17 protein-coding genes are annotated in these 22297 nt (G+C 63.2%); 10 read left to right on the top strand and 7 right to left on the bottom strand.

Going from position 1 to position 22297, the window contains the following annotated elements:
* From OIK40_RS00085 to OIK40_RS00065, 5 genes are all read left to right on the top strand, one after another.
* Nucleotides 1-737 (top strand): threonine ammonia-lyase (locus OIK40_RS00085; RefSeq protein WP_273675174.1); only part of this gene is annotated, 737 nt, incomplete at its 5' end.
* A 79-nt stretch (nt 738-816) separates the two neighbouring features.
* Entirely contained in the window at nt 817-2031 is a 1215-nt protein-coding gene (locus tag OIK40_RS00080) for a BtaA family protein (RefSeq protein WP_273675172.1), read from the top strand.
* Nucleotides 2032-2084: 53 nt separating this feature from the next.
* A complete protein-coding gene (locus OIK40_RS00075; protein WP_273675171.1) occupies nt 2085-2693 on the top strand; it encodes a class I SAM-dependent methyltransferase in 609 nt (202 codons plus the stop codon).
* Between the two features lie 72 nt (nt 2694-2765).
* The gene (locus OIK40_RS00070; RefSeq protein WP_273675170.1) at nt 2766-3218 is read left to right on the top strand and encodes an MAPEG family protein; all 453 of its coding nucleotides are present in this window, start codon (nt 2766-2768) and stop codon (nt 3216-3218) included.
* Nucleotides 3219-3231: 13 nt separating this feature from the next.
* The gene (locus OIK40_RS00065) at nt 3232-3657 is read left to right on the top strand and encodes an MAPEG family protein (RefSeq protein ID WP_273675169.1); all 426 of its coding nucleotides are present in this window, start codon (nt 3232-3234) and stop codon (nt 3655-3657) included.
* A 17-nt stretch (nt 3658-3674) separates the two neighbouring features.
* Here OIK40_RS00065 and trxB read toward each other — a convergent pair whose 3' ends face one another.
* Both trxB and OIK40_RS00055 read right to left on the bottom strand, forming a co-directional pair.
* The gene (trxB, locus tag OIK40_RS00060) at nt 3675-4646 is read right to left on the bottom strand and encodes a thioredoxin-disulfide reductase (RefSeq protein ID WP_273675168.1); all 972 of its coding nucleotides are present in this window, start codon (nt 4644-4646) and stop codon (nt 3675-3677) included.
* A gap of 57 nt (nt 4647-4703) precedes the next feature.
* Nucleotides 4704-5507 (bottom strand): tyrosine-protein phosphatase, encoded by an 804-nt coding sequence (locus OIK40_RS00055; protein WP_273675167.1) that lies wholly within the window; start codon nt 5505-5507, stop codon nt 4704-4706.
* A gap of 150 nt (nt 5508-5657) precedes the next feature.
* On the opposite strand from OIK40_RS00055, the gene OIK40_RS00050 reads away from it, so the two are divergent.
* Nucleotides 5658-6122 (top strand): response regulator, encoded by a 465-nt coding sequence (locus tag OIK40_RS00050; protein WP_273675166.1) that lies wholly within the window; start codon nt 5658-5660, stop codon nt 6120-6122.
* Here OIK40_RS00050 and OIK40_RS00045 read toward each other — a convergent pair.
* The gene (locus tag OIK40_RS00045) at nt 6119-7777 is read right to left on the bottom strand and encodes an acyl-CoA dehydrogenase family protein (protein ID WP_273675164.1); all 1659 of its coding nucleotides are present in this window, start codon (nt 7775-7777) and stop codon (nt 6119-6121) included. The two genes, OIK40_RS00050 and OIK40_RS00045, sit on opposite strands and share 4 nt — an antisense overlap.
* Before the next feature lie 411 nt (nt 7778-8188).
* Between OIK40_RS00045 and OIK40_RS00040 the strand changes: the two genes are divergently transcribed.
* Nucleotides 8189-11560 carry a TonB-dependent receptor domain-containing protein gene (locus tag OIK40_RS00040; protein WP_273675162.1) on the top strand — a complete coding sequence of 1124 codons (3372 nt, stop codon included), beginning with the start codon at nt 8189-8191 and terminating at the stop codon, nt 11558-11560.
* A gap of 85 nt (nt 11561-11645) precedes the next feature.
* On the opposite strand, the gene OIK40_RS00035 is transcribed toward OIK40_RS00040, so the two are convergent.
* Genes OIK40_RS00035 through OIK40_RS00025 form a run of 3 tightly spaced genes read right to left on the bottom strand, consistent with a single transcriptional unit; the run spans nt 11646 to nt 17083 of the window.
* The gene (locus tag OIK40_RS00035; RefSeq protein WP_273675161.1) at nt 11646-12875 is read right to left on the bottom strand and encodes a TolC family protein; all 1230 of its coding nucleotides are present in this window, start codon (nt 12873-12875) and stop codon (nt 11646-11648) included.
* A complete protein-coding gene (locus OIK40_RS00030) occupies nt 12872-15985 on the bottom strand; it encodes an efflux RND transporter permease subunit (protein ID WP_273675159.1) in 3114 nt (1037 codons plus the stop codon). The genes OIK40_RS00035 and OIK40_RS00030 overlap by 4 nt, the downstream gene beginning before the upstream one ends.
* A gap of 6 nt (nt 15986-15991) precedes the next feature.
* Nucleotides 15992-17083 (bottom strand): efflux RND transporter periplasmic adaptor subunit, encoded by a 1092-nt coding sequence (locus tag OIK40_RS00025; RefSeq protein WP_273675158.1) that lies wholly within the window; start codon nt 17081-17083, stop codon nt 15992-15994.
* 103 nt (nt 17084-17186) lie between these two features.
* Between OIK40_RS00025 and OIK40_RS00020 the strand changes: the two genes are divergently transcribed.
* Complete coding sequence (locus tag OIK40_RS00020) at nt 17187-17843, top strand: response regulator (RefSeq protein WP_273675157.1); 657 nt, start codon at nt 17187-17189, stop codon at nt 17841-17843.
* The gene (locus tag OIK40_RS00015) at nt 17840-19192 is read left to right on the top strand and encodes a sensor histidine kinase (protein WP_273675156.1); all 1353 of its coding nucleotides are present in this window, start codon (nt 17840-17842) and stop codon (nt 19190-19192) included. Before OIK40_RS00020 ends, OIK40_RS00015 begins: the two co-directional genes overlap by 4 nt.
* Before the next feature lie 127 nt (nt 19193-19319).
* Here the strand turns inward: OIK40_RS00015 and OIK40_RS00010 are convergent, their stop codons facing one another.
* Entirely contained in the window at nt 19320-19982 is a 663-nt protein-coding gene (locus tag OIK40_RS00010) for a hypothetical protein (RefSeq protein WP_273675154.1), read from the bottom strand.
* Between the two features lie 527 nt (nt 19983-20509).
* Here OIK40_RS00010 and OIK40_RS00005 point away from each other — a divergent pair.
* Nucleotides 20510-22297 (top strand): cadherin-like domain-containing protein (locus OIK40_RS00005; RefSeq protein ID WP_273675152.1); only part of this gene is annotated, 1788 nt, incomplete at its 3' end.

The following is a 22297-nucleotide window of genomic DNA, read 5'->3' as shown; positions in this document are numbered from 1 at the left end:
CCGTATCATCGGGCAACCACGCGCAGGGCGTGGCATGGGCGGCAAAGCGTCTCGGCATCAAGGCCGCGATCGTCATGCCGCATGACGCGCCAGAGGTGAAGCTGGCCAATACCAAGGCGCTGGGCGCGGAGGTGGTGCTCTACCAGCGCCCGGGCGAGGATCGCGACGAAGTGGCTGCAAAGCTGATCGCACAACGCGGCGGCACGCTGGTCCACGCCTTTGGCGATCCGTGGGTGATCGAGGGGCAAGGCAGCGCCGCGATCGAGGCGACCGCGCAGCTCGGCCGCGCGCCTTCGCGCTTCATCGCCTGCTGCGGCGGCGGCGGGCTGGCGGCGGGACTGGCACTGGGTGCGCCGGACAGCGCAGTCCATCCGGTAGAGCCGGTGGGCTGGGACATGGTGGGGCAGGCGCTGGCCGCCGGCGAACTGGTCCATGCCGCGCCCGATGCGCCGAAGACGATCTGCGATGCGCTCCAGCCCAATGTCACCAAACCGCTCAATCTCGCGCTGCTATCGGGCCGGGCAGAACCCGGCGTTACCGTGACCGATGCCGAGGTGCGCGATGCACAGCGCTTCGCCTTCTCGCAATTGCACCTTGTCGTCGAACCCGGCGGCGCGGCGGCGCTGGCGGCGGCACTGGCAGGCAAGGTGCCGGTGGACGGGGACACCGTCATCATGCTCACGGGCGGCAATGCCGATCCGGCAGCCTATGCGGTAACGATTGCCGGCGCCGACTAGCCTGTGGAAAGCGTCACATTGCCGACACGCTAACGCCATATGATCTGCGTGAGACGTAACGGAAGAACGGGTCAGACGCATGGCGACACAGGCAAAGCGGATCATCGAGGATGCGGTGGTCCGCAAGGACGCGGGGCTCGGCGACAAGCTGCTTGACAAGGCCTTTGCTCTCGCTTTCAAAGGGCTGGTCTATGCCCAGATCTGGGAAGATCCGGTGGTGGACATGGAAGGTTTGGCGATCGCGCCGGACAGCCGCGTCATGTGCATCGCTAGCGGCAGCTGCAACGCGCTGTCCTATCTCACGGCAAACCCCGAAAGCGTGACCGCGGTTGACCTGAACCGCGCGCATGTCGCGCTAGGCAGGCTCAAGATCGCGGCGATCCGGCACCTGCCCAATTACGAACGCTTTCACCGCTTTTTCGCCCATGCCGATCACAAGGAAAACGCGGCGGTCTATCGCGAGATGATCGCCCCCTATCTCGACCCGGAAAGCCGCGCCTATTGGGAAAAGCGCGATATTCGCGGCCGGCGGCGCATCTCCTATTTCACGCGCGGCATCTACCGCAAGGGTTTGCTCGGCAATTTCATCGGCTTGGCCCATGTTTTTGCGAAACTCTACAAGATCGATCTGTCGAAGGTGCTTGCCGCGCAGACGCTGGAGGAACAGCGCGAGGTGTTCGAGCGCGAGCTGGCACCGGTGTTCCAAAAGAAGTTCATCCGCTGGCTGACCGATCAGCCCGCCTCGCTGTTCGGGCTCGGCATTCCGCCTGCACAATTCGAACATCTGGCAGGCGATGAACGCATGGCCGAGGTGCTGCGGCGGCGGCTGGAAAAGCTTGCCTGCGATTTCGAAGTGAAGGACAATTACTTCGCATGGCAGGCTTTCGGGCGCGGCTATAGCCGGGGCGAGGATGCGCCGCTGCCGCCCTATCTCCAACGTGCCAACTGGGATGCGATGCGCGAACGGATCGATCGTCTGGATGTGACCCGCGCCAATATAGTCGACTGGATCGGCGCGCGCGAGGAAGCAAGCATGGACCGCTTCGTGCTGCTCGACGCGCAGGACTGGATGAACGACGCCCAGCTTGACGGATTGTGGGCCCGCATCACCCGCGCCAGCCGCAAGGGTGCACGGGTGCTGTTCCGAACCGCCGCCGAACCGAGCCTGCTGCCCGGACGGCTGGACGATGCGATCCTGTCGAAGTGGCGTTATCTGGAGGAAACCTCCGCCGATCTCACCCGCCGCGATCGCTCGTCGATCTATGGCGGGGTGCATGTTTACGAGCTGGCGTGATGGCATCCCGAAGCCCTGGCTCTGGTTCCCCCGGCCCCTCGCACGCGGCGCTGATGGACGAGGTCTATCGTGGGCAGCGCCATATCTATGATTTCACACGCAAATATTACCTGTTCGGGCGCGACACGCTGATTGCGGGGCTGGATGCGAAGCCGGGCATGCGGGTGCTGGAAGTCGCCTGCGGCACCGGGCGCAATCTTGCAAAGATCGGCAAGGCATGGCCCGGGGTGCGCTTATACGGCCTCGATATCTCGTCCGAAATGCTCAAGAGCGCGCGGGCGACACTGGGCGATGCGGCGCGACTGGGCGAAGGCGATGCCTGTGCGTTCGATCCAGTCGGCCTCCTGGGCGAGCCTGCTTTTGATCGGATCGTGCTGTCCTATTCTCTCTCCATGATCCCCGACTGGCAGGCTGCGATGGATCATGCGGCTGGCCAACTGGCCAAGGGCGGAGAGCTGCATATCGTCGATTTTGGCGACCTTTCGGGCATATCTCGGCCGTTTTCGGGGCTTTTACGCGCCTGGTTGGCAAAGTTTCACGTGAAACCCCGCACCGAAATGGCCGATGCCGCCGCCCGCATTGCCGCTGCGCGCGGGCTGGCGCTTGCCAGCACCCGCGGGCCGCTCGGCTATTACCAGCTTCACGTTTTGCGCGCCCAATAGGTTGCAATTGACAATCGTTCTTCCCTTCCGCAGGTAGACGGGCAACAAACGCTATCGAGAGGGGATCAATCGATGCAGGCGCAAATTCTGGCTCCTGCCGCCGTGCTGGTGGTGTGGACGCTCATCGTGTTGCTGTGGATCATTCCGGCGCGCTTCGGTGCCTTGGCCAAGGTCGACAAGACTGCCCTTCCCCGCAAGCAGGGCGTGCGCGGCAACGATCTTGAAGGGGTAATTCCCGACAAGGCCAACTGGCCGGCGCATAACCACACCCACCTGCACGAACAGCCTACCTTGTTCTACGCGACCGTGCTGATCCTCGCGATCACGGGGCCGACCTCGTTCGACGTGCTGCTGGCGTGGATCTATGTTGCGGTGCGGATCGTCCACTCGCTGTGGCAGAACCTCGTGAACACCATTCCGGTGCGCTTCGGCCTGTTCTTCCTCGCCACAATCGCGCTCATTGTGCTGGCGGTGCGCGCGGCTATCGCAACATTGATGGCCGACCCCTCGGTGCTTCCGGCCTAAGGAGAGCAAGATCATGATCGGAATGGATATTCTTCAACCCGTCGTCGCGTTGCTGGCATGGACGATGGTGATGTGGCTGTGGATGTACGCCACCCGCATCCCGGCGATGACCAAGGCCGGGGTCAAGCCCGACGATGCCAGAAACACCGGCGCGCTGGGTTCATTGCTGCCGGAACATGTGCAGTGGAAGGCCAACAACTTCAATCACCTGCATGAATCCCCCACGCTGTTTTACGCGGTGGCGATCGTGCTGGCGATCGTCGGTGAGGGCGACGGGTTCAACACCCAGCTGGCATGGGCCTATGTCGGCCTGCGGGTGCTGCATTCGATCGTCCAGGCGACGATCAACAAGGTGGCGATCCGCTTTGCGCTTTATGCGCTTTCAAGCCTCGTGCTGATGGCGCTGATCCTCCATGCGGGGATCGCGGTGTTCCACTGACAGGAACGGGCGGCGGATTATTCCGCCGCCTCGACTTCCTTGGCGGCATGGGCCCGCGCGGCGAGGAACCGCTCGCCATCGAGCGCCGCCATGCAGCCCATCCCCGCCGCCGTTACCGCCTGGCGGTAGACATGATCGGTCACGTCGCCTGCGGCAAACACGCCCGGGATCACGGTCTTGGGTGTGCCGGGTTCGGTCAGCAGATAGCCGCCATCATCCATCGGCAGCTTGCCCTTGAACAGCTCGGTCGCCGGCGCGTGGCCGATCGCGACAAATGCGCCGTCGACTTCAAGCGTCGAAGCCTCACCGGTGGCGGTGTCTGTAAGTGCAAGGTGGTGGAGCATGCCGCCCTCGCCCGCCTCGAAGCTGTCGACCGCCTTGTTCCACAGCACCGTGATCTTCGGGTTGTTGAACAGCCGTTCCTGAAGGATCTTCTCTGCCCGCAGGCTATCGCGGCGATGGATCAGGGTGACGTCGTCGGAATGGTTGGTGAGGTATAGTACTTCCTCGACTGCGGTGTTGCCGCCGCCGATCACCGCCACTTTCTTCCCGCGATAGAAGAACCCGTCGCAAGTGGCGCAGGCGGATACGCCCTTGCCGCCCAGTTCCATTTCGCCCGGTACGCCCAGCCACTTGGCCTGGGCACCGGTGCAGATCACCAGCGTTTCGCCGATGTACTCATCGCCGCTGTCACCGATCGCGCGGAACGGCGGGCCGTTCTCCAGATCGACCGAAACGATCGTGTCCCACATCATGCGCGTGCCGACATGTTCGGCCTGCGCCTTCATCTCCTCCATCAGCCACGGGCCCTGCACCACGTCGCGGAAACCGGGATAGTTTTCGACATCGGTGGTGATGGTCAGCTGCCCGCCGGGCTGGAGGCCCTGCACGACGATCGGTTCGAGCATGGCGCGCGCGGCATAGATCGCCGCGGAATAGCCTGCCGGGCCGGAGCCGATGATCAGCATCTTGGTATGATGGGTCGCCATGGTGGGTTGCCTCTTGCTTGTCTCAGGCTCGCGATATGGTGCGAAGGTTCGCGCTTGTCACGCCACCAGCCGCTTGCGCAGACGTTCTTTCCTTGCCTCGTCCACACCTAATCTTGTGGCGAGATATCTGTCGATGGAGCCGTGGTCACGCATGACCTCGGCGAAATAGGTCTCGATATATTCGGGCAGCACACCCATCAGGTTACGCAGCGCCTCGGGTTCGATCGCGCCGTAATGCGCCTCCATCCGCGGGAGCGACTGGCGTTCGAGGATCGCGCGGGTCGGCGCATCATTGGTGCGCAGGAATTCGGCAACCACGTCGTCGCGATGCACGCCGAGCACATGCAGCAGCAGGCTCGCCGCGATCCCGGTGCGGTCCTTGCCTGCGAAACAATGGACAAGGCTGCCCCCGTCGCGTTCTTCCAGCGCGGCGAAATAGCGGGTGAACATCGAAATCATGGCCGGGTTCACCGGCATGCGGGTGTAGACCGCCAGCATCCGCTCACGCGCTTTCTGCGGCGTCATAATCACGCGCCCGCCCCCGCCCTCATGCGGCGGGGAATTGCTGGTTTCGCCATCATGCGCAATGACTTCGGCGGCAAAGCGCGGATGGCGACGGCAAGGAAAGCCCGCGCGCTCGCTCACGCCGCGCAGGTCGATAATGGTGCGGATGTCGAGCCGGTCGATCAGATCGAGATCGGCATCGCTCGCTTCCATGTGCTGGCCCGAACGGAACAGCAGGCCCGTCTTAACCCTGCCCCCGCCCGGCACGGCATATCCGCCGTAATCGCGCAGGTTATGGATGCCTTCGGTCGGCAGGAACGGAGAAACGGCAGCGGCGGGAGAGGTGTCACGAATCATCGCGGACGACACTGGCAGCGCCGGGTGACAGGGGCAAGGCGCGGGGTGCCGCGCCGCTATAGGGAGATTTGCGTGGGGCCGCGCCAATCCTGCCTTGAGCATGACTTGGTTAACAGGGAAGCCTGACGTTAACTGACGAAAGGCCCCGTCTTGGCCCGTATCCTGATTGCCGATGATGACGAACTGGTCGCTGAACTGGCGAGCGAGGTGCTGATCGACGCCGGTCACGCCTGCGGCTGGGTCACCAGCGCCGAAGCGGCTTGGGACTGTGTGCAGCGCAAGCGGCCCGATGTCCTGCTGCTCGATCAGACCCTGCCCGGCGAATCCGGTCTCAGCCTGCTGCGCCGCCTGCGGCAATCGGCCCGGCTTTACGACCTGCCGGTGATCATGTTCACGGCGCTGAACGGCGATGCGGACGAGACGCAAGCGATCTATGCGGGCGCGCGGGATTACATCAGAAAACCGTTCGATCCGGGGCTGCTGGTGCGCAAGATCGACAGGATCATTATCCTGCGGGGCGACCGTCCACGCCATATCGACCTCAAGACCGCCCTCGCCATCGAGAGCGGCTTTGCCCAGCTGCCGCGAATGGAGATGCCCCGCCGCGTGCTCTAGGCGGCCTTCGACTGCGTCTGGGCAGACAGCAGCCCGCGCCCGATCACCTGGGCCTGAATCTCGGCAGCGCCTTCGAAGATATTGAGAATCCGCGCATCGCACAGCACCCGACTGACCGGATATTCGAGCGCGTAGCCATTGCCGCCGTGGATTTGCACCGCATTGTCTGCAGCCGCCCACGCAGTGCGCGCGGCCAGCAGCTTGGCCATCCCTGCCTCGATATCGCAGCGCGCCTGACGGTCCTTGGCGCGGGCGGCGAAATAGGTCAGCTCGCGCGCCATCACAATGTCGGCGACCATCAGCGCCAGCTTGTCAGCGACGCGCGGAAATGCGGTGAGCGGTTGACCGAACTGCTTGCGTCCCAACGCATAGTCGAGCGCGAGATCGAAGGCGTTCCATGCCACCCCTACGGCACGTGCGGCGGTCTGGATCCGGGCGCCTTCGAAGGTGCGCATCAACTGCTTGAACCCCTGCCCTTCGCTGCCGCCGAGCAAACCGTCGGCCGGCACCGCGAACCCGTCAAACCCGAGCGCATATTCCTTCATCCCGCGATAGCCGAGCACCTCGATTTCGCTGCCGTCGATGCCCGCATCGGGAAACGGTGCGGCAAGGGTGCCACGGCTCTTCCCGGCCAGAAGCATCGACAGGCCGGCATAGCCCGGTTGGGCCGTATCGGTGCGCACCAGCATCGTCATGAGATCGGCGCGCCCGGCGTGCGTGATCCAGGTCTTGGCCCCCGTCACCCGCCAACTGCCGTCAGCCTGCCGCTCTGCACGGGTGCGCACTACGGCAAGATCCGATCCGGTATCAGGCTCGGTGAAAACGGCGGTCGGCAGGCACGAGCCATCGGCGATCCGTGGCAGGAAATGTGCCTTTTGTTCGGGCGTACCATTGTGGGTGATAAGCTCGCCCGCGATTTCCGAACGGGTGCCCAGCGAGCCTGCACAGATCCATCCGCGCGACAGCTCCTCGGACACCACCGCCATTGCCAGCTTGCCCAGCCCGAGCCCGCCATGTTCCTCGGGTATGCATACCCCGAACACGCCCAGCTGCGCCATTTCGGCGATCACGTCATCGGGAATGAGTGCGTCGGCAAGATGCCACTGATGCGCGAACGGCGTGATCCTTTCGGCGGTAAAGGCACGAAACTGATCACGCACCAGATCCAGCGTTTCGTCGCCGAGCGTTTCGTCGGGGCGCACGCCTTCGGCCAGCAGCGCGGCAAAGGCGGCGCGGGTTTCAGGCGTGCTCCCTTCGGCAAGCAAACGCGCGACCGAAGCGTCTTCGGCCAGAACGCGGGCTTCGGCCTCGCAGCCGAAGGCAGCGGGACGCACGATTTCGCTGGCGCTCATCGGCAGGCCGAACGAAAGCTGGCCAAGCGCCTCCCCGAATCCGATCCGCAGCGTCAGTTCTTCCGCTGTGCCGAAGCGCGCCCCGGCGCGCGCCCGCGCGGCCCAGTCGACCGTCGCCTCCAGCGCGGCGAGTGTCGCGGCCGCCCATGCATAGCCGTGCACCATGTGTTGATCGCGTTCGATCAGGCTCGCATCGGGGATGCCTGCGGGGGCAACGCGTAACGCCAGTCGGCTGCGTACCGCTTCGCAATATGTGCGTGCTGCGGCGACAGCTGCGCGTGCCTCTTCGATCCATTCGCTCATCAGAAGGTGCTAGCAGAGTGAACCGCATCGCGCGAAGTCGCAAAATCGCCACCTGTCGATAGTGATCAGGGGCGGGCAAAGGCCACCGCAGGTGTGTTGCGCAATCGCTACACCCCGATGTCAAAATCGGCTCATCTGCCGCTCCGGCAAGCGGGGCGGGTTGTGAAACGCAGGCACCTGCGGCAATTTCTATATCGAAGCTGCGGGAATACGCAGCAATAACAATCATCGAGTGCGACCGGCACAGGGCAAAGCCTGGCCAGCGCCTCGCGCAGGAAGAACCAGTCCGGGCCATTCCCTTTTCTGCGGACAAAGCATCCGCAGGATAGGTCTGGATAGAAACAGCACGTCGGATGCCGCGCAAAGCGGTGCCGATCGAAACAATTTGGACTTCCAACGCGAGGACTCGCAATGCGTTATTCGACCCACACCCGTCAGACTTCATCCCTGCCCGCGTTGGCCGCGGCACTGTTTGTTTCGGCGCTGGCGCCTGCAGCGTTGCATGCACAAGACGAAGTTTCCGATATGACCGATGCCGAGCAGGCGGATGACGGCCAGATCGTCGTCACCGGCTCGCGCATTGCCCGTGATCCCAATATCGGCTCGGCCGCACCGATCCTTGCGGTGACCGCGGAAGAACTCCAACGCTCCGGCACCGCCGATGTGGTCGACACACTGCGTGACATTCCCGCGCTGTCGACCTCGACCTCGACCGATGCGTCGATCGATGGCGTGTTCTCGCAATCCGTCGGCCAGTCGATCCTCAACCTGCGCGGTCTGGGATCAAACCGCACACTGGTGCTGGTCAATGGACGGCGCCACGTGTCGGGCGTGGCAGGGGCGCAGGCGGTCGACGTAACATCGATCCCCAGCGCGCTGATCGAACGTGTCGAAGTGCTGACCGGCGGTGCCTCGTCGATCTACGGTGCCGACGCGGTCACCGGCGTGGTCAACTTCGTACTGCGCGAAGATTTCGAGGGTCTCGAAGGAAATATCCAGACCGGCATTTCCTCGCAGGGCGATGCATGGCGCATCAACGGCGACCTGACCTGGGGCAAGAACTTCGCCGACGGTCGCGGCAACTTGACCATTTCGGGCGAATACGCCCGCAACGACGAGCTGCAATTCGGCGATCGCCGCTTCTCTCGCAATAATGGCCTTGCCGATGACCAGCCAAACCCTGCGCTGCGTTTCCAGGCGGGTGATATCACGGCCGACACGCCCAATTTCCGCAACTTCTTCGCGGTTGGCCAGGGCGGTTTTCCGACTGGTTTCCTGATCCCGACCGGCTCGGCACTCGACGATTTCCGCGCCGATTACCAAGCCCTGTTCGGCGTCGCACCCAACCTGACACCGGCCGAACTGGCGCTCGTCGATCGTTCAACCAATGCACCGCGTCGCCTGATCGCGCGCCAGCCCACCTTTTCCCTGTCTTCGGCAGGCGGTGTGATCGCGCCGGGTGACATCGGCCTTAGCGACGGGCCGGACATCAACAATAATGGTATCCCCGATTGTCTCGAATCCTCGGTCGGCTTCAACAGCACGTTCAATCCGGGCGCTTTCGGCCTTGCCGGGGGCTGTGCGGTCATCAATCCGGACGGCAGTGTTGGCGTGTATCAGGACGGAACCATCACCGGCCTGTTCAACCAGTTCGGCGGACCGGGCATCCAGAACAACTTCGACGTCAACTCGCTGATCCCCGAGACCGAGCGCTGGTCTGTCAACGTCAACCTGTCCTACGAAATCTCGTCGGAAGCCGAGTTCTTCTTCGAGGGCAAGTACGTCTCGAACTCGGCGGAATCCCAGGCCCAGCCCAACACCTTCTACGATCTGCTGACGATCCGCGAGGACAACCCCTTCATCACCCCCGCGCTCGCGCCCTATGTTGGTGAGCTGTTCTTCGGCGACGGATCCCAGCGCGGTTTCTACATCACCCGCGACCCGGCTGATCTGGGCCGCAACCGCAACCGCAACGAATTCGAGACCTGGCGCTTCGTTGCCGGTGTGCGCGGCGACATCACCGATCACCTGTCCTACGAAATCAGCGGCAATTACGGCCGGTTCGAACAGACCAGCTTCGATGCCAACCGCGTCATCATGGACCGCTGGTTCGCAGCGATCGACGTAACCTCGGACGCTGCGGGCAACCCGATCTGCCGTTCGGACATCGACCCCACTCCGCCGGCGACAACGCCGTTCGGCATTCCGGCGGGCGATCCGGGCTTCTTCACTTTCAATCCCGGCGACGGGCAATGCCGTCCGGCCAACATCCTCGGCGGCGTGGGCGCCATCAGCCAGGATGCGATCGACTTCATCACTACCACGGTCGTCGACCGGTTCAGGCTGGAACAGCTGGTGTTCGACATGATCCTGACCGGTGATACCGGCGCGTTCCTCGAACTGCCGGGCGGGCCGATCGGCTTTGCCGCGGGCTTCGAATTCCGCGAGGAAGTCAGCAATTCGACCTTCGACCCGCTCAGCCGCGGTGTCGTTCCGGTCACCACGGCTTTCGCAAACCAAGGCGACCTGCTGAGCGATCTGGACTATGCCCAGACCTCGCTGGTGTTCGACCCGACCATCCCGGCGCGCAACGCGGGCGGCGAATTCACCGTCTATGACCTGTTCGGCGAAGTCCGCGTGCCGATCCTTTCCGCGATGCCGTTTGCCGAAACGCTCGAACTGAGCGGTGCGGCCCGTTACTCGAACTACTCGACGGTCGGCAGCACCTTCACCTGGAACGTCGGCGGTCTGTACGCGCCGAGCCGGGACATCCTGTTCCGCGGCACCTATGCCCGGGCCGTGCGGGCACCGAACATCAACGAGCTGTTCAACCCGCCGCAGGGCACCACGTTCCGTCCGTTCGATCCGTGCGATATCGGCAATCTGGTGACCGGCCCCGATCCGGCGCTGCGGCAGGCCAACTGCACGGCGTTCTTCCAGAGCATCGGTTTCGATCCGACCTTCGGCACCGGCAATTACAGCTACGTCGATCCGCTGACCGCCCGTTTCTCGGGCACGATCAGCGGCAACCCGGATCTGCAGGAAGAAACCGCCACCACCTGGACGGTCGGTGCGCAGCTCACCCCGACGTTCATTCCCGGTCTGGTGCTCAGCGTCGATTACTACAACATCGAAATCGAGGATTCGATCAACCCGGTGGCAGCGCAGGACATCGTCGACAACTGCGTCGACAGCGCCAGCATCAATAACGGGTTCTGCGATCTCATCACCCGCAACCCCAACACCGGCGGCTTCACCTTCCTGCGGCAGACCTCGGTCAACTTCGCCCGTCAGGAAACTGCCGGGATCGAAGCGGCGCTGCGTTACGGCTTCGATCTGGGCGAGCACGGCTTCACCCTCAACGCCAGCGGCACATGGGTGGACAAGCTCAACGACTTCCCCGATCCCGCCGATCTGACTTTCATCGATCCCGAACTGGGCGAGTTGCAGCGTCCCGAATGGGCCGGCCGCGCCGCGCTGACCTGGGACTGGAAGGGGCTGAACCTGACCTGGGCGACTACGTTCCTCGACAGTCAGGGCCTGCGCGCGGTGGACATCGAGGAAGTCGGCCCAACCGGGGAAGACACCTTCTCGCCCCAGAATGGCCTGTCCAGCAACGCCTTCATCCACGACATCGCCTTCAGCTACGAAGCGAGCGCGAATTTCGAGGTTTATGGCGGGGTGAACAACGTGTTCAACCGCAAGCCGTTCATCACCGAACAGGCCTTCCCGGTGAGCCCGGTGGGGACGTTCTTCTTCCTCGGGGTGCGTGCCTCGATGTAATCGGGCGTCGCAAGGCAAATACCGGCGGCGGAGCGGGCACAGCCTGCTCCGCCGCTTCATTTTCGGGGTATCAAAACGTCCTGCCTCAATCGCCGAGCCACAGGTCGTGGGCATCGATCCTGAGCTTGGTGATTGCGCGAATTGCCTCGGCCCGTGCGCCGGCTTCGGTGCGGAAGGCATCATGCACCATCCGTTCGGCCAGCAGCAGATCGGCCAGATCGATTTCGCCCAACTGATGTCCACGCCGCATCTTATCGAGCGCCGCCATCTGCGCTTCCACGCTTTCGCGGGCACGCTGCCAAGTCGCCATGCGGAAACGCGCCTCGGTCATGTCGGCCTCGGCGGTTTCGGACACCTCGTAACGCGCAAGCTGTTCATCGGCACGCGCGGCAGAGGCGCCTGCGCCGGCCTCGCTTGCAAGTGCGCGGCGATGCCCGCCGCCAAGCGGCATGCTCAGCACCACCCCTGCGCCGCGCTCAAGCCCGCCGAATTCGGAAAACAAGCGGATGCCGACCGTCGGATCGGCAATCCGGTCTGCCCGCGCACGCGCGGCGACCGCACCCATGCGCGCAGCTTCCGCCTCCGCGGCGGCGATCATGTGGCTGTTGACGACCACCAGATCGCCCAGTTGCGACAGCCGCGCATCGGCGATTTGCGGCAATGGCATTTCGGGCGCATCGACCGGCAGGGGTAAGGCGGGGAAATGTGTCTCAAGCCGCTTGCGCGCGACCGCCGCCAGACCTTCGGATTCAGCCAGCGCGCGGCGCGCCTCGGCCAGCATCGCGGCGGCACGATCAACGTCAAGTTGCGCCGCGTCGCGCAAGCTGTGCCGCCGCTCGACCGCCGCCAGCGCGGCCTCGTAATTGCTTGCCGCCGCCCGATCGACCGCAGCCTGCGATGAAGCCGAAAGCCAGTCGAACCAGTGCGCCGCGAGGAGCAATGCTGCCTCGTGCTTGGCATCCTCGGCGACATTCTCCGCCACCTCGGTACCGTAGCGCCCGATTGCCCGGTCGAGACGGGCCTTGCCGGGCAGGCGGATCGGACGGCTCAACTGCGCGTCATATTCGTCGAACTGTTTGCCGCCGCTGACATCGCGGCGCTGGTAGGTGCCCTGCACGGTGAATTCGTAAGGCCCTTTGGCAATCCCGTCGGCGCGGGCCTGCACGGCTTCCAACCGTGCATGGGCGGCGATCACGCTCGGATGCTGCGAAAGCGCGACCTCAACCGCTTCGGCCGGCGGCAGACCGGGCTCGGCAGCAAGCGGCACGGCAATCAGGCATGCCACCGGCGCGGCGAGGAAAAGGCGGCGGATCATGCGCTGGCCTCCGGCAGTTCGTCGGAATGATCCTGCGGACCTTCGCCGAAGCGCTCATAGAGGATCGGCAACAGCACCAGCGTGAGCAGCGTGGCCGACACCAGGCCGCCGATCACGACGATGGCAAGCGGCTTCTGGATTTCCGAACCCGGGCCCGTGGCGAACAGCAGCGGGACAAGGCCGAAGGCGGCGATGCTCGCTGTCATCAGCACCGGCCGCAGCCGCCTCTCCGCCCCCCGCCTGACGGCCTGCGCAAGCGGCATTCCCGATGCACGCAGCTGGCGGAAATAGGTCACCATGACGAGCCCGTTGAGCACCGCGATACCAAGCAGGGCGATGAACCCGACAGAGGCCGGCACCGACAGATATTCCCCCGACACGGCCAGCGCGATCATCCCGCCAACCGCAGCAAACGGAATGTTGGTGAGAATCAGGAGCGATGCCCGCACCGAACCGATACTGAAATAGAGCACCGCAAAGATCAGCCCGATCGCCACCGGCAGCACCACCAGAAGACGGGCCGAGGCGCGTTGCTGGTTTTCGAACTGCCCGCCCCATTCCAGCCGGTAGCCGGGCGGCAGCGGCACATTGGCGGTGATGTCGGCCTTGGCATCTTCGACATAGCCGACCAGATCACGGCCCGAGACAAAGGCCTGCACCATCGCGAAGCGCGAACCGTTTTCGTGTTCGAGCTTAACCGGCCCTTCAACCTGACTGATGCGCGCAACATCGCTGGCACGCACCAGCTGTCCGGTAGGCGAACGGTAAACCAGATCGGAAAACCGCTGCGAATCGAGATTGCCCGTGCCCGCATCGCCGCGCAGCACGATCGGCACGCGGCGGATACCCTCGGCAACCACCCCGGCGCGCACGCCTTCGACCTGGGCACGCATCATGTCCTGCAAATCGGACACCGGCATGCCCACGCGGCCCGCTGCCACCCGGTCGATATCGACCAGCAGGTAATCCACCCGGTCATTGGCCAGCGTCATTGCCTCGCTGGTGCCCTCGATCGCTTCGAGCCGGTTCTGGATCGCCCCGCCCAGCCGCGCCAATTCTGCCGTGTCCGGGCCGAACAGCTTGATCGCCAGATCGCCGCGCGCACCGGTCAGCATTTCCGAGGTGCGCATCTCGATCGGCTGGGTGAAGGTCGGCTCGATACCCGGGAAAGCCTCCATCACCTGCCGCAATTCGCCTAGCAGCCACTCCTTGTCGTGCACGCGCCATTCCTCGCGCGGGCGCAGTTTCAGGAAGCTGTCGGTTTCATTGAGGCTCATCGGATCAAGGCCAAGTTCGTCCGAACCCACCCGTGCGACCACCGCTTCGACTTCGGGCACCTGTTCCAAAATCGCGCGCTGAACCTTCATGTCGCCATCGACGCTATGGGCGAGAGACACCGAAGGCAGCTTGGTAAGCTGTACGATCACCGATCCTTCATCCATGACCGGAAGAAAGGTCTTGCCAGTCACCGCATAGGCCCCGCCCGCCAGCACCAGGCCGACACCCGCCAGCACGAACACACGGGTCTTGTGCGCGAATGCACCGGCCAACAGCGCATGGTATCGCGGCCCGATTTGCCGCATCAGCCAGGGTTCGTGGTGGTGCCCGTCGGCATCGACCTTTATCTTGAGCAGATAGAAGGCAAGCACCGGCACCAGTGTCAGCGACAAAAGCAGCGCAGAGGCCAGCGCCAGCACGATCGTCAGCGCCACGGGGCTAAACAGCTTGCCTTCAAGCCCTTCGAGCGTGAGCAGCGGCAGGAACACGATAGCGATGATCGCAAGGCCCGCAGCAACCGGCTTGGCCACTTCTGCGGCGGCCATGAAGACATTGTGGAGCTTGCTGGACGACGCATGTTTCGGGTCGGACAATCGTTCGACCACGTTTTCGACCACCACCACCGCGCCATCGACGAGGATGCCCACCGCAATGGCCAGTCCACCGAGGCTCATGAGGTTGGCGGTCAGCCCGGCCGCGCGCATGAAAATGAAGGTCAGCAGCACCGCCATCGGCAGCGCCAGCGCGACGATCACCGAAGCGCGCACGTCGCCCAAGAACAGCAGCAGCAGGATCACCACCAGCACGGTGGCCTCCAGCAGCGCGGATTCGACGGTGCCGACAGCGCGTGTGATGAGATCGGAGCGGTCGTAGAACACATCCACGCTCATCCCTGCGGGCAGGCTCGGCTTGATCTCTTCAAGCCGCGCCTTGACCCCTTCGACCACCTTGGCCGCATCCGCCCCGCGCAGGCCGATGACGAGTCCCTGCACCGCCTCGCCTTCGCCGTTCTTGCTGACTGCGCCGTAGCGGGTGAGACTGCCGGTGCGCACCTGCGCAACATCGCCAACCCGCACCACCGCGCCGCCTTCGGCCCGCACGACCACGGCGGCAAGATCATCGAGATTCCGGATCGCTCCGGTGGCGCGCACGATCAGCGCTTCCTCGCCGCTGGTGAGGCGCCCTGCGCCGTCATTGCGGTTGCTGGCCACGATTGCGGCGGCAAGATCGCCCGTCGACAGACCCGCAGCGGCCAGCGCGGCACTGTTGGGCGCGACTTCGAAGGTTTCGACAAAACCGCCCAGCGCATTAACGTCGGCCACGCCGGGGACCGTGCGCAGGGCCGGACGGATCGTCCAGTCGAGCACCCGGCGCTTTTCGGCCAACGTCTGCGGGCCTTCGAGCGTAAACATGAACATCTCGGACAGCGGCGTGGAAATCGGCGCCAGCCCGCCCTCAACGCTCGGCGGCAGATCGGCCATCACCGCGCTGAGCCGTTCGGCCACCTGCTGACGCGCCCAGTAGATGTCGGTGCTGTCGGTGAAGTCGATCGTGATGTCGGCGATCGCGTATTTGGCAGCCGACCGCAGCACGGTCTGGTCGGGAATGCCGAGCATTTCCATTTCGATCGGAGTGACAACCCGGCTCTCGACCTCCTCGGGCGTCATGCCGGGGGCCTTGAGGATGATCTTCACCTGCGTGGTGCTGATGTCGGGAAAGGCATCAATCGGCAGGTTGAGAAACGACCAGCCGCCCAACCCTGCAAGCAACGCGGCAATCCCGAGCACGGCAAAGCGCAGGGTCAGCGCGCGTTCGACAAGTTTATCAAGCATCGCCCGCTACTCCGCGTTCGCAGCTTTGAGTTCGGCAATACTGCTGGCGGCAACCACATCGCCCGCCGCCAACCCTTCGGCGATGACGGCCTCCCCGCCGCTTCGCGCAAGGATTTCGACGGCGCGCTTTTCCCACCCGCCCTGCTTGTCGCTGGCCTTGCGCACGAAGACATGGTCCTTGGCATCGATCCGGGTCACAGAGGCATCAGGCACCGCGATGCCGCTGCCTTGCCCAAGGATCGTCACGCTGACATTGCGCCCCGCGATGATGCCCGGTGCTGCGCCGATGCTGGCGCGCGCCATGACTGAACGATTGACCGGATCGATCGACGGGGCGACCGCGATGATCCGCCCTCCGACGGGAGCCGCCTCGCTCTCGCCTCCTGCCAGCGCGATCTCCACCGCCATCCCGGGTCGGACTTTGCGCGCCATTTGCTCGGGCAATTGCAGTTCGACCTGATAGGCGCCGGCCGCCTCGATCACGAATGGCGCCGCCAGCGCATCGATCCCGCCCCCGGTTTCGACGCCGACATGCGCAAGCCGTCCGGCAATCGGCGCGCGCAGCGTCATGGTTCCGTCCGGCCCCACCCCGCCCAGCGACACCAGTCGCGACAATTCGGCGACACTTGCACGCGCCTGCTCGAGCTCGGCCGCCGCCTCGTCGGCGCGCGCGAGGGCGATGACGCCTTCCTCGGCGAGCTGGGAAAGTCGCTTGGCGCGGGCCTCGGCAAGATTTGCCGCCGATTGCGCGCGTGCCAGCTCGCCGCGGATCTGCACCGGCTCGCTCGCGCGCACCAATGCGAGCGCGTCGCCACGGCTGACCTGCTGGCCTTCGATCACATAGACCCGCACCGCCGCACCGGAAAACGGCGCGGTGACTGCCACCCGGGCCTCCGGGGGGAGGACGATGGTTCCGGGCGCGCTGCCGAGGGGGACGTTTTCGACCTCCCTTGCAACCGCAGTCTCGATCGCCAATCCGCTCGCCGCAGTAGGCTTTGCCGTGGCATCGCCGCTCTGCTCCGCAGGGGGGGAGGAACAGGCCGACAAGGCTGAGAGCGCCGCCATAACGGCAACGGGGACGATGAGGTGCGTGGTCATGGGGGCGGCTTGTGAACCGCGAAGCTGACAGGAACTTGTCAGTCTGGCAGCTTCTTGTCAGTTTCATGCCGCAATACCGGCGACAGGAAGGAACCGGCCAATCATGCGCCTGCTTGTTGTCGAAGACGATCCGGAACTCGGCCACCGCCTGAGCGATCGCCTGCGTGCGGCCGATTTCGCAGTCGAACTGGCCCGCAGCCGTGGCGAAGCCGAAGACTGGCCGGACGTCGACCGGATGGCGGCAATCATCCTCGATCTCGGCCTGCCCGACGGCAGCGGGCTCGACCTTCTGCGCCACTGGCGCGACCGGCGGGTAGAAACCCCGATCCTGATCCTCACCGCGCGCGGCAGCTGGCAGGACAAGGTCGAAGGGCTGAATGCAGGTGCCGACGATTTCGTGGTCAAGCCGGTGCGTTTCGAGGAACTGCTAGCCCGGTTGAACGCCCTGTTCCGGCGGCAGCAGGGATCGCGCAGCACCGCGATTACCGCAGGCGACCTGATGCTGGATCCGCTGACCCGGATAGTAACCCTGGCCGGCGAACAGCTAACGCTCAGCCGTCAGGAATTCCGTCTTTTGCACCTGTTCCTCCGTCGCACCGGGCAAGTGCTCTCGCAGGACGAGATCCTCGATGGTCTCTACGCGCTGGATGACGAACGGGAACGCAACACTGTCGAGGTGCTGATCGGCCGTCTGCGCCGCAAGATCGGGCGGGACCGGATCGTCACGCTACGCGGCATGGGCTATCGTTTCGGGTCATGATCCGCCTACCCGTCCCCGGCAGCCTGCGGCTGCGCTTCCTGCTTGCGGTCAGCCTGTGGGTGATCCTGGGCATCGGCGCGATCTGGTTTTCCGCAATCGGCATCTTCAGTAGCCATATAGAGCAATCCTATCACGAGGAGCTGGAGGTCCATGTCCGCGAACTGGGCCGTCTGACCGAGTTTGCTCCGGACGGCACGCTGCGCCTCAGCCGTCCCCTGTCCGATCCGCGCTATGAAGAGCCGCTGTCGGGCTTCTACTGGCAGGTCACCGCAGCCGGGCATGAACCGCTCCGCTCCCGCTCGATGACGCGCGGCAGCCTTGATGAAAGGATCGCCCACTCGCCCGAAATCCTGCACGATCTGGAAAGCGGCCCAACTGGTCCCGCGATCACTTACGGCTTTACCCGCAAGGGGCCCGCCGGAGAGGATATCCATTTCGTCATCGCCACCGACCAGAGCGAGCTAGACCGGCTGACCGGCGCCTTCACCCGCGATCTGAGCTTGTGGCTGGCGGGCCTTGCTGCGCTGCTGGTTGCAACAGGCATGGCGATCATTTCCTTCGGCCTGCGCCCGCTCGACCGGCTGTCCTACGCTTTCGCCCGGTTGCGACGCGGAGAGACGCAAGATCTGGAAGGCGAGTATCCGATCGAGATCGCGCCGCTTGCGAATGATCTCAACGCCTATCTGCACCAGAACGAAGCGATGATCGCGCGATCGCGGGTCCAGGCGGGCAATCTCGCCCATTCGTTGCGCACGCCGCTGGCGATCATAACCGACGAGGCAGAGCGTCTTGCCGCACGCCAAGACGCTGGCGCCACGGGCGCGCTGCTGCTCGATCAGACGCGAGCGATGGAGCAGCAAATCGAATACCAGCTTGCCCGGGCACGTTCGGCGGCGGGTAAGAAGCCGTCCGGCCGCGGGGTGGTGGTGCCCGATATTGCCTTGCCGATCCTGCGGGCCATGGAACGGCTCCACCCTGACAGGAACTTCACCTTGCAGACCGACGGCTGCGAAGAAATGACCCTGCCCCTCGACCCGATCGATTTTGCCGAAGTGCTTTCGATTCTGCTCGACAATGCGGGCAAATGGGCACGCCGCGATGTCTGCCTGCATTTTGTCTGCGACAGGCAGGGCGGTATGCGGGTTTCGGTGACGGACGACGGTCCGGGCATCCCTCCCGATGCATTGGACAAGGCCTTCGAGGTCGGCACGCGGTTTGATCCGCAAATGCCCGGTTCCGGCCTCGGTCTGGCCATCGCGCGCGATCTCGCCGAAGCGATGGATGTGCGTCTGGTGCTGGCCAATGGCGAACATGGCCTGACAGCAACGCTCGATTGCTCGGCCAGATAAGACGATTGCGGCCGGCAAAACGAGAAGACCGGCCTCTTCTCCCTTTGTGAAGGCTCAATCAGAAACACACAGGGCACGGAATCTTCATGGGTTCAGCCGCCACATAGGGCACCTGAATGGCATCAAACTAAGGATTTAGAATTATAACATCTTCTGTTGGAGAATAACGAAAATCAATTCCAAATTCGCGCAACTCTTTGAATCTTACGATACCCTTCTCGGATAGTCGAGATGCGATTTGAAAGTTCTTCATATTTTCACGAATGGATGGTTTTACAAATTCCTTCATATCCACCGAAGGATCACCATCGCTATTGATGTATATTTCTATATTCCCAACCTTTTCCCCATTCACAAGAAGCGGTTTTTTGATTTTCACTTGCTCGTAAGCTGCTTGCGACACAGCCGAAGGGCCTCCATCTCCGTTTAACGAGAAGTCGCTGGGTATCAGCGAAAGTAGAAGGCTTTCCTTCTCGGGAGAAACTTGAGCGGTATCAGCCGCCGCCTCCAACCCCTCCCGAATCATTTGATCTCGGCCAGGCAAGGGCCGCGCCTGTTCAGCTTCATCGGCGCTTAATGGGCTAAGCTCTGACGGCGTTTGATGGGATGCGTATTTCGCAATACCCGTCCGGACGCTTTCTGCCCGAGAAGCTCGATACAGCTGTCGGTCTACCTGCGGCCAAGAATCGAAATTGATCGCAAACAACATGACAGGGATCACGATAACAAGAAGCAAGATCATAAAGATCTCTTCTCCGCTTAATCGATCATTCTGTCCGTCGGCTGCCATTTTGCTTTCGACTCACCCAAATCGATACCGCTGACTCCGAGTCGCAGCGGCTCAAATGGTTAATTTTGCGCGGTTCGCAGCTTACGCCTTAGCAAAATAATCGTCCAGCATCGCCGACTATGGCTGATGCCGATACATCCCTTTCAATGGCCGAATGCTTTCACCTGCAGGCAAACGCCGTCAAATCGCTTGAGCCTCGTTATTGTTGTTTTACAACGACCTGATTGTCATCCGAAGATCCGCTCAGGCATAAAATCTCGCCGGAACGGCGTTGTTCGAATTTGCCCTTCATCATGTCCGTAATTGACACAATAGCCCTCATGATAGGAGTCAACATAGTTTACAGTTCGGTAATTTGAATTAATCCTTCGGTTTAGAATTGGGTCGCGGCGCACGTACGCTGCTTGGGACAACGAGCAACCGGTACAACCGGATTGCTCCGGACAACTCCTTGCTGGGACATTTCGCGCTGCGAGCATTGCAGTCGCGCGAGGAGGAAATCCTCGCCTTGACGAGGAGGGGTAAGAATGAACGAGGATCTGGGCGCCTTTGGTGGCGAACTGGGCGACGCCGAGATGGCTTCGCAGACGTCGTTCTCCGGTTTAGAACCGCAGGCTTCGCGGCAAACTGCGCAGGTTGCTCCGACCGCCAACGACAACATCGTCGTTCTTGCCGAAGGGCAGGAGATCGAACGGTTCGAAGCTGACGGCCCGGATCTCGTCATCATACTGACCGACGGAACAAGGATCGTTGTACCGGATGGCGTCATTCAGGTGCCGCAGATCGTGGTTGGCGGCACCCCGATCCCCCCGGCGAACGTCGCAGCGCTTCTCGTCGGTAACGAACCCGAACCGGCAGCGGGTCCGAACCCGAGTTCAGGGGGCAATTTTGCGGTTGATCCGGGAGATATTCAGGCCGCTTTCGATCTGGGGGATCTTCTTCCTTACACAGAACTTCCGACCGCGCTGCAAGTTGAAGAAGAGGTCATTCCCGTCCCCGCAGGCGACGAGGAAGTGGTTATCTTCGGACTGGATAGCGAAGCGCCTGAGGTTGTACTGGACGAGGATGATCTCGCAGACGGCTCGGACGGCAGCGACCCGGTGGTCGCGGAAGGCAGTTTTGGCGTAAGCGCACCGGACGGCCTTGCTACGGTCGAGGTCAACGGCGTCAGCGTGGTGGTCGGCGGAAGCTTCGCCGGCCCTGTCGAAGTCGCGAATGACGGAACCTATTCCGTTGTGATCACGGGTTGGACGCCGGTCTCGGGACGTGGTGGCGACTCGGTTGTCGCAGCCACCTTCAGCTTCAGGGTTACGCTCCTCGATAATACGCTCGAGCATGCCGAACTAGGCGAGGACTCCGTTCTACGGGTGCTCAATGTCACTGCCGAAGACACTGACGGGTCCTTCGCAACCGCCAGCATCGATGTGCAAATCGTCGACGATGTGCCGAGCGCGAGCGACGACATCGACAGCATTCCCGCAGCAACCTTCGGGCCCGCCACCGGAAATGTGCTGACCGACAGCGAAGGAGATGGCGGAGCCGATACGCCGGGAGCCGACGGGATTACCGTGACGGCCGCTGGTACCGATAGTGACAATCTGACCGCTCTGTCGGAAGGCGCCCTTACCATCGACGGCACCTATGGCACGCTCGTCCTCAACGCCGATGGCAGCTATAGCTACACACGCAATTTCAACACGCCCGGTGGCGTGACTGAGGTATTTACCTACAGGGTGAGCGATGGCGACGGCGACACCGATACCGCCACCTTGACTATCACGATCGATGACGCTCAGGACACCATCACCTTCGTCCCCGAAACCGGAGATGGCACGGTGGTGCGCGAACCGCATCTGCCAAGCCGCGATGGCGAGCCCGCCGGCTCCGACTTTGACGGCAATAACGAAGCGACCACCGGCACCATCACCTTCGAATCGCCCGATGGCGTTGCCAGTGTGACGATTGCGGGGGTCGTGCTTACCCCGGATGCTCTCCCTCAGACGATTGTTTCGGACGGCACCGGCACGCTGGTCGTCACCGCCTACAGCTATGACCCGGCAACAGGTGAAGGCAGCATCACCTACACCTACACCCTAAACGACAACACTCTCGACCCCGACGGCACCGAGTTCCCCTTCGACATTGTGGTGGTCGACCTCGACGGAGATGTTGCAAGCGACACCGTCACTATCTCGATCATCGATGATGTGCCGAGCGCGGCGGATGATACGGACAGCCTGACCGAAGGCGGTGCGGTGTCGGCCAGCGGCAACGTGATCACCGATGCCGAGGCCAATGGCGACAACGGCGCCGAT

This window comes from Erythrobacter fulvus (assembly GCF_028595285.1).
Taxonomy (GTDB): Bacteria; Pseudomonadota; Alphaproteobacteria; order Sphingomonadales; family Sphingomonadaceae; genus Erythrobacter; species Erythrobacter fulvus.
This window is presented reverse-complemented; position numbering and strand designations above follow the sequence as displayed.